This is a genomic window from Planomonospora parontospora (assembly GCA_014647935.1).
Classification (GTDB): Bacteria; Actinomycetota; Actinomycetes; order Streptosporangiales; family Streptosporangiaceae; genus Planomonospora; species Planomonospora parontospora.
Window position 1 is genome coordinate 104,468 of sequence record BMQD01000019.1, and the last position, 15,309, is coordinate 119,776.

Annotated in this window: 14 protein-coding genes; 1 reads left to right on the plus strand and 13 read right to left on the minus strand. The window is 72.4% G+C overall.

Annotated features, from left to right (window positions below; genetic code table 11):
• Positions 1-5: 5 nt before the first annotated feature.
• From IEZ07_RS26395 to IEZ07_RS26405, 3 genes are all read right to left on the minus strand, one after another.
• Positions 6-1,151: an RNA polymerase sigma factor gene (locus tag IEZ07_RS26395; protein WP_191897215.1), complete on the minus strand. Its 1,146-nt coding sequence runs from the start codon at positions 1,149-1,151 to the stop codon at positions 6-8.
• Between the two features lie 6 nt (positions 1,152-1,157).
• Positions 1,158-1,565, minus strand: coding sequence for a YciI family protein (locus IEZ07_RS26400; RefSeq protein ID WP_191897245.1), 408 nt, complete (start codon positions 1,563-1,565; stop codon positions 1,158-1,160).
• Positions 1,566-1,709: 144 nt separating this feature from the next.
• Positions 1,710-2,327, minus strand: a complete 618-nt coding sequence (locus IEZ07_RS26405) for a TetR/AcrR family transcriptional regulator (RefSeq protein ID WP_191897216.1) — start codon at positions 2,325-2,327, stop codon at positions 1,710-1,712.
• A gap of 125 nt (positions 2,328-2,452) precedes the next feature.
• Here IEZ07_RS26405 and IEZ07_RS26410 point away from each other — a divergent pair, with 125 nt between their 5' ends.
• Positions 2,453-2,815 (plus strand): ester cyclase, encoded by a 363-nt coding sequence (locus IEZ07_RS26410; RefSeq protein WP_191897217.1) that lies wholly within the window; start codon positions 2,453-2,455, stop codon positions 2,813-2,815.
• A gap of 93 nt (positions 2,816-2,908) precedes the next feature.
• On the opposite strand, the gene IEZ07_RS26415 is transcribed toward IEZ07_RS26410, so the two are convergent.
• The 10 genes from IEZ07_RS26415 to IEZ07_RS26460 all read right to left on the minus strand — a co-directional run bounded on the left by IEZ07_RS26415 (position 2,909) and on the right by IEZ07_RS26460 (position 15,160).
• Positions 2,909-3,874: a TIGR03557 family F420-dependent LLM class oxidoreductase gene (locus IEZ07_RS26415; RefSeq protein WP_068903086.1), complete on the minus strand. Its 966-nt coding sequence runs from the start codon at positions 3,872-3,874 to the stop codon at positions 2,909-2,911.
• A gap of 106 nt (positions 3,875-3,980) precedes the next feature.
• The gene (araA, locus tag IEZ07_RS26420; protein WP_191897218.1) at positions 3,981-5,486 is read right to left on the minus strand and encodes an L-arabinose isomerase; all 1,506 of its coding nucleotides are present in this window, start codon (positions 5,484-5,486) and stop codon (positions 3,981-3,983) included.
• A gap of 26 nt (positions 5,487-5,512) precedes the next feature.
• Positions 5,513-6,196: an L-ribulose-5-phosphate 4-epimerase gene (locus tag IEZ07_RS26425; protein WP_189235912.1), complete on the minus strand. Its 684-nt coding sequence runs from the start codon at positions 6,194-6,196 to the stop codon at positions 5,513-5,515.
• 148 nt (positions 6,197-6,344) lie between these two features.
• Positions 6,345-8,045, minus strand: a complete 1,701-nt coding sequence (gene araB / locus IEZ07_RS26430; RefSeq protein ID WP_191897219.1) for a ribulokinase — start codon at positions 8,043-8,045, stop codon at positions 6,345-6,347.
• A 53-nt stretch (positions 8,046-8,098) separates the two neighbouring features.
• Positions 8,099-9,097, minus strand: coding sequence for a galactofuranose ABC transporter, permease protein YjfF (yjfF, locus tag IEZ07_RS26435; protein ID WP_191897220.1), 999 nt, complete (start codon positions 9,095-9,097; stop codon positions 8,099-8,101).
• The gene (locus IEZ07_RS26440) at positions 9,094-10,146 is read right to left on the minus strand and encodes an ABC transporter permease (protein WP_191897221.1); all 1,053 of its coding nucleotides are present in this window, start codon (positions 10,144-10,146) and stop codon (positions 9,094-9,096) included. Before IEZ07_RS26440 ends, yjfF begins: the two co-directional genes overlap by 4 nt.
• Positions 10,143-11,654, minus strand: coding sequence for a sugar ABC transporter ATP-binding protein (locus IEZ07_RS26445; RefSeq protein ID WP_191897222.1), 1,512 nt, complete (start codon positions 11,652-11,654; stop codon positions 10,143-10,145). The genes IEZ07_RS26440 and IEZ07_RS26445 overlap by 4 nt, the downstream gene beginning before the upstream one ends.
• A gap of 69 nt (positions 11,655-11,723) precedes the next feature.
• Positions 11,724-12,716: an ABC transporter substrate-binding protein gene (locus tag IEZ07_RS26450; RefSeq protein ID WP_191897223.1), complete on the minus strand. Its 993-nt coding sequence runs from the start codon at positions 12,714-12,716 to the stop codon at positions 11,724-11,726.
• A 93-nt stretch (positions 12,717-12,809) separates the two neighbouring features.
• On the minus strand, positions 12,810-13,793 hold the full coding sequence (locus IEZ07_RS26455; RefSeq protein ID WP_191897247.1) for a LacI family DNA-binding transcriptional regulator: 984 nt from the start codon (positions 13,791-13,793) through the stop codon (positions 12,810-12,812).
• A 422-nt stretch (positions 13,794-14,215) separates the two neighbouring features.
• Complete coding sequence (locus tag IEZ07_RS26460) at positions 14,216-15,160, minus strand: CHAP domain-containing protein (protein ID WP_191897224.1); 945 nt, start codon at positions 15,158-15,160, stop codon at positions 14,216-14,218.
• Positions 15,161-15,309: the final 149 nt, after the last annotated feature.

A 15,309-nucleotide genomic window follows, 5' to 3' on the forward strand; every position in this document is an offset into this window, starting at 1 on the left:
ACGGCTCAACCGCGCAGTCGCGCGTTGAGCCGTGCGGCCTGCCGCGTGAGGTGCTCGCATTCGGGAAGGCTGGGCGCCGCTCGGGCGGCTTCGGCGTACAGCCGCGCCGCCGTCACCGGGTCGCCGTCGCGCTCGTGCAGGTACGCCGCGACGGCGGCGTGGCGGGGCAGCGCGGGGTCGAGCCCGGCCAGGGCGGCCAGGCCGGCCCGCGGGCCGTCGGCCTCGCCGACCGCGACGGCCCGGTTGAGGCGGGCCACCGGGCTGCCGGTGAGACGCACCAGTTCGTCGTACCACTCGACGATCTGCACCCAGTCGGTCTCCGCGGCCGTCCGGGCGTCGGCGTGGAGCGCGGCGATGGCCGCCTGGGCCTGGAACTCGCCCAGGCGGTCGCGGGCCAGGGCCGTCTGGAGCACGCCGACGCCCTCGGCGATCAGGCGGGTGTCCCACCGGCCGCGGTCCTGCTCGGCGAGGGGCACGAGCCTGCCGCCGGGGCCGGTCCGGGCCGGCCGCCGCGCGTGGTGCAGCAGCATGAGCGCGAGCAGCCCCGCCGCCTCCGGGTGGTCGATCGCGGCCGCGAGCCGCCGGGTGAGCCGGATCGCCTCGGCGGCGAGATCGACGTCGCCGGAGTAGCCCTCGTTGAAGACCAGGTAGAGCACGCGCAGCACCGTGGCGACGTCACCGGGCCGGTCGAACCGGACGCCCGCGACGGTCCGCTTGGCCCTGCTGATGCGCTGGGCCATGGTCGCCTCCGGCACGAGGTAGGCCTGCGCGATCTGGCGCGTGGTCAGGCCGCCGACCGCGCGCAGGGTGAGCGCGACGGCCGAGGCCGGTGTCAGCGACGGGTGCGCGCACAGGAAGTACAGCCGGAGCGTGTCGTCCCCCTCCTGGACCGGGCCGGGCGCGGGCTCGTGCTCGACGCGTGCCTCGCGGTGCCGCCGGGAGGCGTCGCTGCGGGCGGCGTCCAGGAACCTGCGCCAGGCCACGGTGACCAGCCAGCCCTTGGGGTCGCACGGCGGGTCGTCCGGCCACACGCGCACGGCCTCGACCAGGGCGTCCTGCACGGCGTCCTCGGCCGCCGCGAAGTCTGCTCCGCGACGGACGAGGACGCCGGTCACGGCGGGGGTGAGGGTCCGCAGCAGGACCTCGTCCACCGTGCGTCACTCCGTGATGGTCGGGGGCGCGGCCAGGAAGGGGCGCACCTCGAGCCACTCGTGGATCGGCTTCCCGCCCGCCCCCGGAGCCGCGGACAGCTCTCCGGCCAGTTCGAGCGCCCGTTCGTAGGTCTCGACGTCGATCACCATCCAGCCGGCGATCAGGTCCTTGGTCTCGGCGAACGGCCCGTCGGTGACCGGCGGCCGTCCCTCGCCGTCGTAGCGGACGAACGTGCCCTCCGGGGAGAGCGCCTGACCGTCGACGAACTCGCCGGTGGCCTCCAGCCGGTCGGCGAAGTCGTGCATGTACCGCACGTGGGCCGAGATCTCCTCCGGCGTCCACCGGTCCATCGGCACGTCGTTGACCGGAGCCGGGGCGCCGCGGTAGTGCTTCAGCAGCAGGTATTTGGCCATCGTGTTCTCCTCGGTGCTCGTGCGGCCCATTGTGGCCGTGTTCGCTCCGGAGACGGAGCCGCACTCGGATTCTCGACATCCCGCCGCGATGTTTTTCCGGCGGACTTCGGCGGCCCCCTGACACCCCCGCTCCGCGGGGCCGTGTCACCGGGGCCGCAGCCCGTCGAGGATGATCCCGGCGATGTGCGCGGAGCGTTCCTGACCGGCGTCCTCACCGGCGTGGCGGATCGCGGCGAAGGCGCCGGCGACGATCGCCATCACCTCGTCGGCCGTGACGTCGTGGCGTACGACGCCGGCGCGGCGGGCGCGGTCGAGCAGGCGTGCGACCTGGTGCGTGAGGTCCGCCGCGGCGTCCGGCGCGGCGTCGCGCAGGTCGAACTCGGCGGCCGCGAGCGCGCTCTTCACCGCCGCGTTCTCCGCGCCCGAGGCCGTCATCCGGGACAGCAGGGTGAACAGGGCGGCCGGATCGCCGGTGCCGGCGAGCGCCTCACCCTCCGCCACCAGTCGCCTGATCCGGTCGATCGCAACGGCGAGGTACAGCGCCTCCTTGGTGGGGAAGTGCCGGTGGACGGTGCCGGGGCCGACACCCGCGCGGCGGGCGATCTCGTCGAGCGGGACACCCAGGCCGTGCGCGGCGAACAGCCGCTGCGCGGTCCGCAGCACCCGCTCACGGTTGCGGCGCGCGTCGGCCCGCAGCCCCCGGTCGTCCCCGGGAGGCGTCACCGGCTCGGCCGGAGTGCGGTCAGGCGTTCGGCTGGACATCTCACCCCTAGCTTAACCGGGGCAGAGCCCCGTATGCTGCCCGGTATAAACGGGGCGACGACCCGTTTAATGCCCGCGCCGTTCCGCCGCGGCCGGATCCCACCGGACACCAGGAGGCCGCTCCGATGACCACCCGTGAGCAAGCCCGCACCCTGATCCTGCGGATGCAGGAATGCTTCAACACCCGGCGGTTCGACGAGGCCGCCGACCTGTTCACCCCCGGCTTCCGCAACCACCCGCTCGGCGCCACCGGGTTCGAAGCGGGCAGGGAGGCCTGGCGCCAGGTCGTCGCCCGGTTCCCGGCCATGCGCGTCGTCGCCGACGACATCCTGGTCGACGGCGACAAGGTCGCCGTGCGCTCGTCCGTCGAGGGGATGACCGCTCCGGGCGGCGGCGCCCGGCCGGTGCTCATCGAGATCTTCCGCGTCGCCGACGGCCGGCTCGCGGAGGCCTGGGGCGTCACCGAGGGCCCGGACCCGCGTCGCTGAGCCCCTGTGCCGGGGCCGTCCCGCGGTCTGCGCCACGTGGCGCGGGCCGCGGGACCGGGCAGGCGGACGGTCGCTCCGGCCGTGCCGTACGGCTCACCCCCGCCGCAGGGCGGGCAGCAGTTCCTTCTCCGACCACTCGATGAACGCGCGCTGGTGCTCGGCGCCGATCTGGACCAGTGCGACGTGGGTGAACCCGGCATCGGTGTAGGCGCGGACGGCCTCGACGACCGCCTCCACGTCGGCGCCGCACGGGATCTTCTCCGCGACGTCCTCCGGGCGCACGGTCTCGGCTGCGGCGGCGAAGTTGACCGGGGCCGGCAGCTCGGCCATGACCTTCCAGCCGGGCAGGGCCCAGCGCCAGAGCCGGTGCGCGCGCTCCACCGCCGCGTCGCGGTCCGGGTCGTAGCTGATCGCCAGCTGGCCGTAGACCGGCCTGCCCTGGCCGCGCGAGTCGTTGAACCAGCGCACCAGGTCCGTGTCCGGGTCCACCGCGACGAGCGCGTCGCCGTACCGGGCGGCGATGTCGCCGGACTGCGTGCCGGAGGCGGCGATCGCCAGCGGCACCGGCTGCTCGGGCAGGTCGAACAGCTTGGCCGAGTCGACGTCGAAGTACTCGCCCCGGTAGGTGAAGTAGCCGCCCTCGAAGAGCCCCTTGATGATCTCGATGGCCTCGCGGAACATCTCGTGCCGGGTGTTGACGGGCGGCCAGCCCTGGCCGATCACGTGCTCGTTGAGGTTCTCCCCCGCGCCCAGCCCGAGCGTGAACCGGCCGCCGGACAGCACTCCCACGGTGGCCGCCTTCTGCGCCACCACCGCCGGGTGGTAGCGCATGATCGGGCAGGTCACGTAGGTCATCAGCGGCAGGCTCTCCGTGGCGTACGCCGCCGCGCCGAGCACCGACCAGGCGTACGGCGAGTGCCCCATCTCCTCCAGCCACGGGAAGTAGTGGTCGGAGACGACCGCGTAGTCGAAGCCGGCCCGCTCGGCCGCGACCACGTCGTCCACCAGCTGCCGGGCGGGCGTCTGCTCGCACATCATCGTGTATCCGATTCGCGTCATGCCCGGGCTCCTACCCGCCCCTTCCCCGATCTCTCCCCGGGGCGGGGCGGGCAGGACCCGTCCGACGCGGCCGCCGGCCCCGAGCCGGGCCGGGCCGGAAGCCCTGTCAGAAGCCCTGGGCCAGGCGGTAGTAGGCCTGGTTCCAGCGCAGCTCCTTGGCGAACTGCCGGGAGGTGGTGTCGGCGTCGATGACGAGCAGCTCGACGCCGAGCATGTCGGCGAAGTCGGTGAGCTCCTCGGCGCCGATCGCGGCCGACAGCACGGTGTGGTGCGGGGCTCCGGCGGTGAGCCAGGCCTCGGCGGAGGTGCGCAGGTCCGGCCGGGGCCGCCACACCGCGCGGGCCACCGGCAGGTTCGGCAGCGGCGCGGCGGGCTCGACGACGTCGATCTCGTTGGCGACCAGCCGGAACCGCTCGCCCATGTCGGCCAGGCCGACCACCACCGCGGGGCCGGGCTCGGCGTCGAAGACGAGCCGGACCGGGTCCTCCCGGCCGCCGATGCTCAGCGGGTGGATCTCACACGACGGCGTGCCGGAGGCGATCGTCGGGCAGACCTCCAGCATGTGCGCGCCGAGGATGAGCTCCTGGCCCGGGTTCAGGTGGTAGGTGTAGTCCTCCATGAACGAGGTGCCGCCGGGCAGGCCCGCCGACATCGTCTTGAGCGTGCGCAGCAGCACCGAGGTCTTCCAGTCGCCCTCGCCGCCGAAGCCGTACCCGTCGGCCATCAGCCGCTGCACGGCCAGGCCCGGCAGCTGCCGCAGGCCGCCGAGGTCCTCGAAGTTCGTGGTGAACGCGCCGAACCGGCCCGCCTCCAGGAAGCCGCGCAGGCCCAGCTCGATGCGGGCGGCGTAGCGCAGCGAGTCGTGGCGCTCGCCGCCGGAGCGCAGCTCGGGCGCGACCTTGTAGACGTCCTCGTACTCGCCGACGAGCACGTCGACCTCGGCGTCGGACGCGGCGTCGACGGCGGCGACCAGGTCGTTGACCCCGTAGGTGTTGACCGAGACGCCGAAGCGCCGCTGCGCCTCCACCTTGTCGCCCTCGGTTACGGCCACGTCCCGCATGTTGTCGCCGAAGCGGGCCAGCCGGAGCGAGCCGACCTCGGCGCGCCCGGCGGCGGCCCGGGCCCAGGCACCGATCCGGGCCGCGACCGACGGGTCGCCGACGTGCCCGGCGACGGTCTTGCGGGGCACGCCGAGCCGCGACTGGATGTAACCGAACTCGCGGTCGCCGTGCGCCGCCTGGTTCAGGTTCATGAAGTCCATGTCGATGGAGTCCCAGGGCAGCGCCATGTTCGCCTGGGTGTGCAGGTGCAGCAGCGGGGTGCGCAGCGCGTCCAGCCCGGCGATCCACATCTTGGCCGGGGAGAACGTGTGCATCCAGGCGATGACGCCGATGCAGGCGTCGTCGGCGTTCGCCTCCAGGCAGACCCGGCGGATGGCGTCGGCGTCGGTGAGCACCGGCTTCCACTCCACCCGGAACGGCACGGCCTCGGCGTCGTTCAGCGCCTGGGCGATCTGCCTGGACTGCTCGGCCACCTGGCGCAGCGTGTCCTCGCCGTACAGGCCCTGGCTCCCGGTGAGGAACCAGATCTCGCGGCCGTTGAGGGACTTCATCTGTTCGGACTCCTTGTACATGCGGTTCAGCGCTGGCCGTAGACGTTCTGGTAGCGGTCGTGGAGGCGGTCGATGTCGGCCTGGGCGATCGGCAGCGGCTCGCCGAGCTGGCGGGCGACGTGCACGGTCCGGGCGACGTCCTCGCACATGACGGCGGCCTTCACCGCGGCCCGGGCGTCCTTGCCGATGGTGAACACCCCGTGGTTCTGCATGAGCACCGCCGGGGAGCGGTGGCCCTCCAGCGTGGCGACGACGCCCTTGCCGATGTCGTCGTTGCCGATCAGCGCGAACGGTCCCACGGGGATCTCCCCGCCGAACTCGTCGGCCATCGCGGTGAGCACGCACGGGATCGCCTCGCCGCGGGCCGCCCAGGCCGAGGCGTAGGTCGAGTGGGTGTGCACGACGCCGCCGACGTGCGGCATGGCGCGGTAGACGTAGGCGTGCGCGGCCGTGTCGCTGGACGGGGCGAGGTCGCCGTCGACCAGGTTGCCGTCCAGGTCGCACACCACGATCGACTCGGGCGTCAGGTCGTCGTAGGAGATGCCGCTGGGCTTGATGACGAACAGGTCCTCGCCGGGCACCCGGCCGGAGACGTTCCCGGCGGTCCAGGCGACGAGGCCGTAGCGGACCAGCTCGTCGTGGAGGCGGCAGACGGTCTCCCGCAGGGCGGTGACGGCGCTGACGGCGCTGCCGGTGATGGCGGTGGTCATCGGTTCTCCCTGGCCGGCCGCCGAGGCCGGCGCGAATCGGTGGAACGGTGGTCGGAGGCGCCCGCGGGCGCGGGCCCGGGCACGGGCACGGGCACGGACGCGGGCGCGGGCGCGGGCACGGACGCGGGCACGGACGCGGCGGGACGGCTCACGCGCCCGCCTCGCCGGCCTCGTTGCGCAGGGCCCGCAGCCGGTGCAGGACGTCGTTGCGGCCGGCACCGGCGGCGCCGGCGGAGTCCTCGCCCCGGCCGAAGTGGTCGTGCAGGCGGCGGTACTCGGCGTACAGCCGGTCGTAGGCGTCGGCCCGCTCCGGGTCGGGCAGGTAGGCGGCCTCGGTGCGCTTGCCCATCGCGGCGGCGGCGGCGGTGATGTCGGGGTAGGCCCCGGCGGCGACGGCCGCGTGGATCGCCGAGCCGAGGGCGCAGCCCTGCTCGGAACCGATCACCGACAGCGGGCGGCGCAGCACGTCGGCGTAGACCTGCATGAGGAAGCGGTTCTTCAGCAGCCCGCCGGCGACCACGAACTCCCGCACCGGCACGCCGGAGGACTCGAACGCCTCCACGATCGTGCGGGCGCCGAAGGCGGTGGCCTCGATGAGCGCCCGGTAGGTGTCCTCGGGCCGGGTGGCGAGCGTCTGGCCGACGACCACCGCCGACAGGTCGTGGTCGACGAGCACCGACCGGTTGCCGTTGTGCCAGTCCAGCACCACCAGGCCGTGCTGCCCGACCGCCTGCTCGGCGGCGAGGGCGGCCAGGTGCTCGTGCACCGAGACGCCCTTGCGCTCGGCCTCGCGCTCGTAGGAGCCGGGCACGCAGGTGTCGACGAACCAGCCGAAGATGTCGCCGACGGCGGACTGGCCCGCCTCGTAGCCCCACAGCCCCGGCACGATCCCGTCGCGGACCACACCGCACATGCCGGGGACCTCGGCGAGGCTGTCGGAGGGCATGATGTGGCAGGTCGAGGTGCCCATGATCGCGACCATCTGGCCGGGCCGTACGGCGTCGGCGGCGGCGGCGGTGACGTGCGCGTCGACGTTGCCGACGGCGACCGCGATGCCCTCGGGGAGTCCGGTCCACCCGGCGGCCGTCGCGGACAGCGTGCCCGCGAGGCCGCCGAGCGGCACCGGTTCCGGGCCGAGCTTGCCGGTGAGACCGGCGAGGGCGGGATTCAGCTCGGCCAGGAAGTCGTCGGACGGGTAGGTCCCGTCCTGGCGGATCGCCTTGTAGCCGGCCGTGCAGACGTTGCGGGTCTGCACGCCGGTCAGCTGCCAGACGATCCAGTCCGCGGCCTCGATCCAGTGGTCGGCGGCGGCGTAGACCTCGGGGTCCTCCTCCAGCACCTGCAGCGCCTTGGCGAACTGCCACTCCGAGGAGATCTTCCCGCCGTAGCGGGGCAGCCAGGTCTCGCCCCGCTTGGCCGCGGCGGCGTTGATCCGGTCGGCGTGCGGCTGGGCGGCGTGGTGCTTCCAGAGCTTCGGCCAGGCGTGCGGCCGGGCCGCCAGGCCCTCGGTCTCGCACAGGGGGGTGCCGTCGGTGGTGGCCGGCAGCACCGTGCAGGCGGTGAAGTCGGTGCCGATGCCGACGACCTGCGCCGGGGAGATCCCAGCGGCGATGATCGCCTCCGGCACGGCGGTGCGCAGGACCTCGCGCCAGTCCTCGGGCGACTGCAGCGCCCAGTCCGGCCCCAGCCGCACGTCCGTGCCGGGCAGCCGGTCGTCGATCACCCGGTGGGGGTACTCGTGCACGGCGCTGCCCAGCTCGGCGCCGTCGGCGACCCGGACCACCACGGCGCGGCCGGACAGCGTGCCGAAGTCGACGCCGACCACGTATCGGTCGCTGTTAGCGTTCACACTCTCTCCTGGTTCGGAAGGATTCACGAGGTACGGCTCCGCGGGGGGACGGGTCACGCCCGGCGCGCGGAGATGAGGCGCTGGAGCAGGATGAAGGCGAAGAGCAGCAGCCCGATGAAGATCTTGGTCCACCAGGAGCTGAGGGTGCCCTCGAAGCTGATGATCGTCTGGATCAGGCCGAGCACGAGCACCCCGAGGACGGTGCCCGCGAGGTAGCCGGACCCGCCGGTCAGCAGGGTGCCGCCGATGACGACCGCGGCGATCGCGTCCAGTTCCATGCCGAGCGCGTTGAGACCGTACCCGGAGAGAGTGTAGAGCGAGAACAGCACGCCGCCGAGCGCGGAGCAGAAGCCGCTGATCGTGTAGACCGCGATCTTCGTCCTGGCCACGGGCAGGCCCATGAGCAGCGCCGACTGCTCGCTGCCGCCGATCGCGTAGACGTTGCGGCCCAGGCGGGTGTAGTGCAGCACGTACGCCGCCGCGCCCGCCACCGCCACCGCGATCAGGACGCTCACCGAGACGGCCATCTCACCCGGCAGCGCGATCCGCGCCTGGGCGACGGCCGTGTAGGCCGGATCGGTGATCGAGATCGAGTCGGTGCCGATCACGTAGCACAGGCCGCGGGCCAGGAACATGCCGGCCAGCGTGACGATGAACGGCTGGATGTCGAAGTAGTGGATGATGCAGCCCATCGCCAGGCCGAGCGCCGAGCCGATGAGCAGCACCAGCGGGACCACCAGCAGCGGCGGCCAGCCGCCGTCCGTCATGAGGCTCGCCGAGACCATCGTGGACAGCGCGACGACCGCGCCGACCGACAGGTCGATGCCGCCGGTGAGGATCACGAAGGTCATGCCGACCGCGACCACGAGCAGGAAGGCGTTGTCGATGAAGACGTTGAGCACGACCTGCCCGCTGGCGAACCCCGTGTAGCGCACGCCTCCGGCGACGAACATCGCCGCCAGCAGGCCGGCCGTCGCCAGGACGGGGATGTAGGCGCTCCGGAGGCGGCCGGGCAGCCGCAGCCGGGCGGAGGTCAGGATGCCCGAGCTCATGCCGGCACCTCCACCTTCTCGTCGTCGGTGGCCTGGGGCGCGGCCGGTCGGCGGCGCCCGCGGCGCTGGAAGACCTTCTCGCGGAAGGCGGGGGACTGCACCAGGCACACGACGGTCACCACGAGCGCCTTGAACAGCAGGGTGGTCTCCGGCGGGATGCCGATCGAGTAGATCGTGGTGGTCAGCGTCTGGATGACCAGCGCGCCGAGCACGGTGCCGCCGAGCGAGAACCGGCCGCCCATCAGGGAGGTGCCGCCGATCACGACGGCGAGGATGGCGTCGAGCTCGATCCACAGGCCCGCGTTGTTGCCGTCGGCGCTGGAGACGTTGGAGCTGATCATCAGTCCGGCGATGCCCGCGCACAGGGCGCAGAAGGCGTAGACCGCCACGGTCAGCCCGCGCGAGCGGATGCCCGCCAGCCGGCTCGCCGTGGCGTTGCCGCCGATGGACTCCACCAGCATCCCCAGGGCCAGGCGGCGGGTGAGGAACGCGGTGAGCGCCAGCACGGCCAGCACGATGAGGATGCTGAACGGGAGCGTCAGCCAGTAGCCGCCGCCGATGAGCTTGTAGGAGGCGCTGTTGACGGTGACGATCTGGCCGTCGGTGATCAGCTGGGCGAGACCGCGCCCGGCGACCATGATGATCAGCGTCGCGATGATCGGCTGGATGCCGATGCCGGCGACCAGGAACCCGTTCCAGGCGCCCAGCACCAGGGCGAGGCCCAGGGCCAGCCCGACGGCGGTCAGCACGCCGCCCACGTCGTTCTGGTCGGGCAGGCCGCTGATGTGCAGGCAGGCCAGGGCGCCGGAGATGGCCACGACCGAGCCGACCGACAGGTCGATGCCGCCGGTGGCGATGACGAGCGTCATGCCGATCGCCACCAGGATCAGCGGCGCGCCGAAGCGGAAGATGTCGATGAGGCTGCCGTAGAGGTGGCCGTCCTTCATCTCGATGGACAGGAAGCCCGGCGTGAACGCCACGTTGGCGGCCAGCAGCAGGAGCAGGACGGCGGCCGGCCAGAAGAGGCGGTGCCTGACGAGCGCGGTCATGCGCGGCCTCCGCTCGCGATGGTCTCCATGATCACTCCGGTGGTGAGGCCGTCGTCGTTGGGCAGCTCGGCCACCAGCTTCCGGTCCCGCAGGACGGCGACCTTGTGGCTGAGGCGGAGCACCTCCTCCAGCTCCGCGGAGACGAACAGCACGGCCATGCCGCCGTCGGAGAGCTCGGCGACCAGGCGCTGGATCTCCGCCTTCGCGCCGACGTCGATGCCGCGGGTGGGTTCGTCCAGGATGAGCAGGCGGGGTTCGAGGATGAGCCAGCGGGCCAGCAGCACCTTCTGCTGGTTGCCGCCGCTGAGGTTGCGGACCAGCTGCTCGGGGTCGGCCGGGCGGATGTTCAGCGCGGCGACGTACTTGTCGACCAGCTCGTCCTGGGTGCGCCGGGGGATCGGCCGGTGCCAGCCGCGCATCGCCTGCAGCGCCAGCACGATGTTCTCCCGGACGGTGAGGTCGGGGATGAGGCCCTCGGCCCGCCGGTTCTCCGAGCAGAACGCGACCCCGCGGTTCATCGCCAGGCGCGGCGTGCGCAGGGTGACGGGCTCGCCGTCGATCCGGAGCGCGCCGGTGCTCGCGTGGTCCGCGCCGAACAGCAGGCGGGCGATCTCGGTGCGGCCCGAGCCGAGCAGTCCGGCCAGGCCGACCACCTCGCCCTTGTGCACGGTGAGCGTGAACGGTTCGATCGCGCCGCTGCGGCCCAGCGCCTCGGTCTGCACCAGCGGCTCGCTCGTCCGCGCCGGCGGCCTGTCCTCCAGCTTCTCCAGGTCGGCCAGCTCCCGGCCGATCATCTTGCCGACCAGCTCGACCTGGCCGAGCTCGCTGGTGAGGTACTCCCCCACCAGGCTGCCGTTGCGCAGGATCGTCATCCGGTCGGAGATCTCGTAGATCTGGTCGAGGAAGTGGGAGACGAACAGGATGGCGATGCCCTCGGCCTTGAGGCGGCGCATCACCCGGAAGAGCTGCTCGACCTCGCCGCTGTCGAGGCTGGAGGTGGGTTCGTCGAGGATGAGCACCCGGGCGGAGATGTCGACCGCGCGGGCGATGGCCACCATCTGCTGGACGGCCAGGGAGTAGGAGGACAGCGGTGCCGAGACGTCGATGTGCAGGTCGAGCCCGGCGAGCAGCTCGGCGGCGCGCCGCCGCATCCGCTTCCACTGGATCCGGCCCAGGCGGCGCGGCTCGCGGCCGATGAAGATGTTCTCCGCGACCGAGAGGTTCGCGCAGAGGTTGACCTCCTGGTAGACCGTGCTGATCCCGGCCTGCTGCGCCTGGAGGGGGCCGGCGAAGACGACGTCCTGACCGTTCAGGGTGATCCGGCCGCCGTCGATGTCGTAGACGCCGGTGAGCACCTTGATGAGGGTCGACTTGCCTGCGCCGTTCTCCCCCATCAGCGCGTGCACCTCTCCGGGGAGGAGCCGGAAGTCGACGCCGGACAGCGCCTTCACGCCGGGGAACTCCTTGCAGATCCCGCTCATCTGCAGGATCGGGGCGGGGGGTGCCATTGCGGCGTCCCTTTCCTTCGGGGAGACGGGCCGCTCGCGGAGTGCGAGTCCGCAAGCGGCCCGGTCCGGTCAGTACGGGCGGGTGGGCAGGGCGGCCTTCGCCTGCTCGGGGGTGAACGTCGTCTCCTCGGTCAGCACGCGCGCGGGCACCTGCTCACCGGCGACGACCTTCTTGGCGAGGTCCATCAGCTGCGGGCCGAGGATGGGGCTGCACTCGACGATGAAGTTGATCTTCCCGTCGGCGAGCGCCTGCATACCGTCCTTGACCGCGTCGACCGTGATGATCTTGATGTCCTTGCCGGGGACCTTGCCGGCGCCCTCGATCGCCTCGATGGCGCCCAGGCCCATGTCGTCGTTGTGCGCGTAGAGCACGTCGATGTCCGGGTTGGACTTCAGGAAGGCCTCCATGACCTCCTTGCCCTTGGCCCGGGTGAAGTCGCCGGTCTGCGAGGCGATCACCTTGAACTTGGACTCGGCCCCGATGACCTCGGCGAACCCGGCCTTGCGGTCGTTGGCGGGCGCGGAGCCGGTGGTGCCCTGCAGCTCGACGATGTTCACCGTGTCGGTGGAGTCCTTGTACTCCTCCACCAGCCACTTGCCGGCCTTGCGGCCCTCCTCGACGAAGTCGGAGCCGAGGAAGGTCTTGTAGAGGCTGGTGTCGGCCGAGTCCACCGCGCGGTCGGTGAGGATCACCGGGATCTTGGCGGTCTGCGCCTCCTTGAGCACGTTGTCCCAGCCGGACTCCACGACCGGCGAGAAGGCGATGACGTCCACCTTCTGCTGGATGTAGGAGCGGATCGCCTTGATCTGGTTCTCCTGCTTCTGCTGGGCGTCGGAGAACTTCAGCTCGATCCCGGCGGCCTTGGCCGACTCCTGGATGGACTTGGTGTTGGCCGTGCGCCAGCCGCTCTCCGCGCCCACCTGGGCGAAGCCCATGGTGATCTTGCCGTCGTCCGCTCCGCCGGCGGAGGCGGTGGTGTCGCCGCCGCTTCCGCATCCCGCTGCGGCCATGATGGTGACACCGGCCAGCAGCAGCGCTGACATCCTCTTGAACACGATCATCGTTCCTCTCTTCTCACGATCTCGTGAGCGTGTTTCCGTTAGCGCTAACATCACGTCGCGACGTCACCCCCGATCCCTTCGCGACGGGCTTTCTCAGGCCGGCGAGGTGCTGGCCCTGATCACGAGCTCCGGCGGGACCACGAACGCTTCGCGGACCCACTGCTCGCGTGTCTCTATCCGCCGGAGCAGCACCTCGATGCTGCGCCGGCCCACCGCGGCGAAGTCCTGCCTGACCGTGGTGAGCGGCGGCGAGAAGAACTCCGACTCGGGGATGTCGTCGAAGCCGGCCACGCTGATCCGGCCGGGTACGCGCACCCCCTCCTCGGCGAACGCCCTCAGCACGCCGAGCGCCATCTGGTCGTTGGCCACGAACACCGCCGTGACGCCCTCCATCCCGGCCAGGCGCCGCCCGGCCTCGTATCCCGAACGCGGGCTCCAGTCACCGGACAGCACCTCGGGCGCCTCCCGGCCGGCGTCGGACAGCGCCGCCCGCCAGCCCTGGATCCGCCCTTCGGCCTCCAGCCAGTCCGACGGGCCGCTCACGTGCCAGACCGTCCCGTGGCCGAGTCCGAGCAGGTGCTCGGTGACCAGCCGGGCGCCTTCGACCTGGTCGACGCTGACCGTGGAGACGTCCCCGGCCTCGCCGCCCTCGACGGCCACCACGGGGATGCCCGCGGGCAGATCGGCCAGCGCACGGGCCGCCGACCGCTGCGGGGCGACCACGACGATGCCGTCGACGGCCTGCTCCGCCAGGTAGTCGAGCGCGTCGCGCACCCCTGCCCGGTCGATGGACTTGAGGCTGACGATGCTGACGAAGTAACCCGCCGCCCTGGCCGCCTGCTCGATGCCGTAGACGGTGCTCGCCGGGCCGTACAGGGTCGTATCGAAGCTGACGACGCCGAGCGTGCGCGAGTGCCTGGTGACGAGGGCGCGGGCCACGAGGTTGCGCCGGTAGCCCAGCCGGTCGATCGCGTCCATGACCCGGATGCGGGTCTCGGCGCGGACGTTGGGGTGGTCGTTGAGCACCCGCGAGACCGTCTGGTGCGAGACACCCGCCAGCCGGGCCACGTCCGCCATCACGGGCAGACGCTCCTTGCTCGGTGCCACGGGCGGCTCCCCTCGTCGGTTTCGAACGGCCTCGGGCGGGCTGCACCGGATGGCCTGGGACAGACTGTGAACGCTAACAACACGCCGCGTCAAGCATCTTCAGGATTACGGTCGTATCACATCCCGCCTGCGCGAAACCCGCTGTTAACCCGGTCTTGACGCGGGGCGCCCGGGGAGCCTTAGATGTTGGGAGTTCGCGTTGTTAGCGTTCACATCACGCGTCCGTCCACCCTGCGCCGGACGCGGTGCCCCGCCCGCTCCCGCGCGATCCGCGTGAGCGGACGACGCGGGAGCCGCGGCGTGCCGGCGGATCCGGCCGGGGACCCCCGGGAACCGGTCCGGAACCTGCGCGGAGGGCTCCGGACCGGTCCGCGGGCCCGGCGACGGGCGGATCAGCCGCCGTAGGCGGGGTGGCCGAACCCGACGATGGTGTCCATGGTGCGGGTGCGGGTCACGACCTTGTCGCTGATGTTCCCCTCCACGGTGGAGACCGAGCCGTCGGGGTTGACCCCGGTCACCAGGCCGATGTGGTCGATCGCCGAGATGCTGCGCGAACCCGCCCAGTCGAAGAAGACGAGGTCGCCGGCCTGCGGCTTGCGGTCGAACCGGCCCTGCTTCTTGAACCACTCCGCGTGCCAGGGGGTGTAGGCGAAGACTCCCATCTGCTTCTCCAGGCCGTGCTGGACGGCCACCCACGAAAGGAACATGTCGCACCAGGCCGCCCCGGCGAAGCCCTTCTGGTCGGTGTAGTCGTCGTACCAGGCTCCGTAGAAGGTCGTACCGTCCTTCCGCTCGCCCTCCCCGACCTTGCCGAGCGCCGTCGTGACGACCTGCCGCACCCTGGCGGCGGCCGTGCCGCCCGCGGCCTGCGTCCGGGCGTCCTGGGGGGCGGCCTCGGGCAACGGCAGCCCTCCGGCCTGCGTCCGGGCGCCTCCGGGCTGGAGCGGCTCGGGCAGCCGCAGGTCTCCGGACTGGAGCTCGGGCAGCCGCAGGCCTCCTCCCTCCAGCTGCGCCTGGACCTCGTCCAGTGCGGCCTGCCCGGGCAGCCGCAGCTCTCCGGCCTGCGCCCCGGTCCCGGTGGAGTCCGGCGTCCGGAGCGCGGTCTCCGCGGGCGGCTCCTGGGGGGTCCGTCTCTGGAGCGTCTCGATCCTGGACTCGATCTCGGCGATCCGGGACTGCATCTCCGCGAAGGGGGCCCCGCCCTGCTGGTCGTCGGCGACCGGGAGGGCGGCGGCGACGGCCGCCTCGGCGGGCAGCGCGGCGAATCCGGCGAGGGCGGTGAAGGCCAGGCCCGCGGAGAGGGTTCCGCGGTAGAAGACGCGTGACAGAGCGGACAAGGACGCGTTCCCTTTCTGCTGCCCGCCGGAGGAGGACCCGCGCCGCGGCGGGCGGGGTCCGGTGGAAGGCTCCCGGCCGGGGGCGGCGCCCCGGCCGGGACTCGGCTCCGGCCTGCGGGCGAACGGCGGCCGGTGCACAACCTGTTGTC

Bases quoted from the DNA above. Each gene is read 5' to 3' on its own strand.
- IEZ07_RS26400 (WP_191897245.1), bottom strand. From the start codon at position 1,565: ATGGCCAAATACCTGCTGCTGAAGCACTACCGCGGCGCCCCGGCTCCG.
- IEZ07_RS26405 (WP_191897216.1), bottom strand. From the start codon at position 2,327: ATGTCCAGCCGAACGCCTGACCGCACTCCGGCCGAGCCGGTGACGCCT.
- IEZ07_RS26410 (WP_191897217.1), top strand. From the start codon at position 2,453: ATGACCACCCGTGAGCAAGCCCGCACCCTGATCCTGCGGATGCAGGAA.
- IEZ07_RS26415 (WP_068903086.1), bottom strand. From the start codon at position 3,874: ATGACGCGAATCGGATACACGATGATGTGCGAGCAGACGCCCGCCCGG.
- araA (WP_191897218.1), bottom strand. From the start codon at position 5,486: ATGAAGTCCCTCAACGGCCGCGAGATCTGGTTCCTCACCGGGAGCCAG.
- IEZ07_RS26425 (WP_189235912.1), bottom strand. From the start codon at position 6,196: ATGACCACCGCCATCACCGGCAGCGCCGTCAGCGCCGTCACCGCCCTG.
- yjfF (WP_191897220.1), bottom strand. From the start codon at position 9,097: ATGAGCTCGGGCATCCTGACCTCCGCCCGGCTGCGGCTGCCCGGCCGC.
- IEZ07_RS26440 (WP_191897221.1), bottom strand. From the start codon at position 10,146: ATGACCGCGCTCGTCAGGCACCGCCTCTTCTGGCCGGCCGCCGTCCTG.
- IEZ07_RS26445 (WP_191897222.1), bottom strand. From the start codon at position 11,654: ATGGCACCCCCCGCCCCGATCCTGCAGATGAGCGGGATCTGCAAGGAG.
- IEZ07_RS26450 (WP_191897223.1), bottom strand. From the start codon at position 12,716: ATGATCGTGTTCAAGAGGATGTCAGCGCTGCTGCTGGCCGGTGTCACC.
- IEZ07_RS26455 (WP_191897247.1), bottom strand. From the start codon at position 13,793: ATGGCGGACGTGGCCCGGCTGGCGGGTGTCTCGCACCAGACGGTCTCG.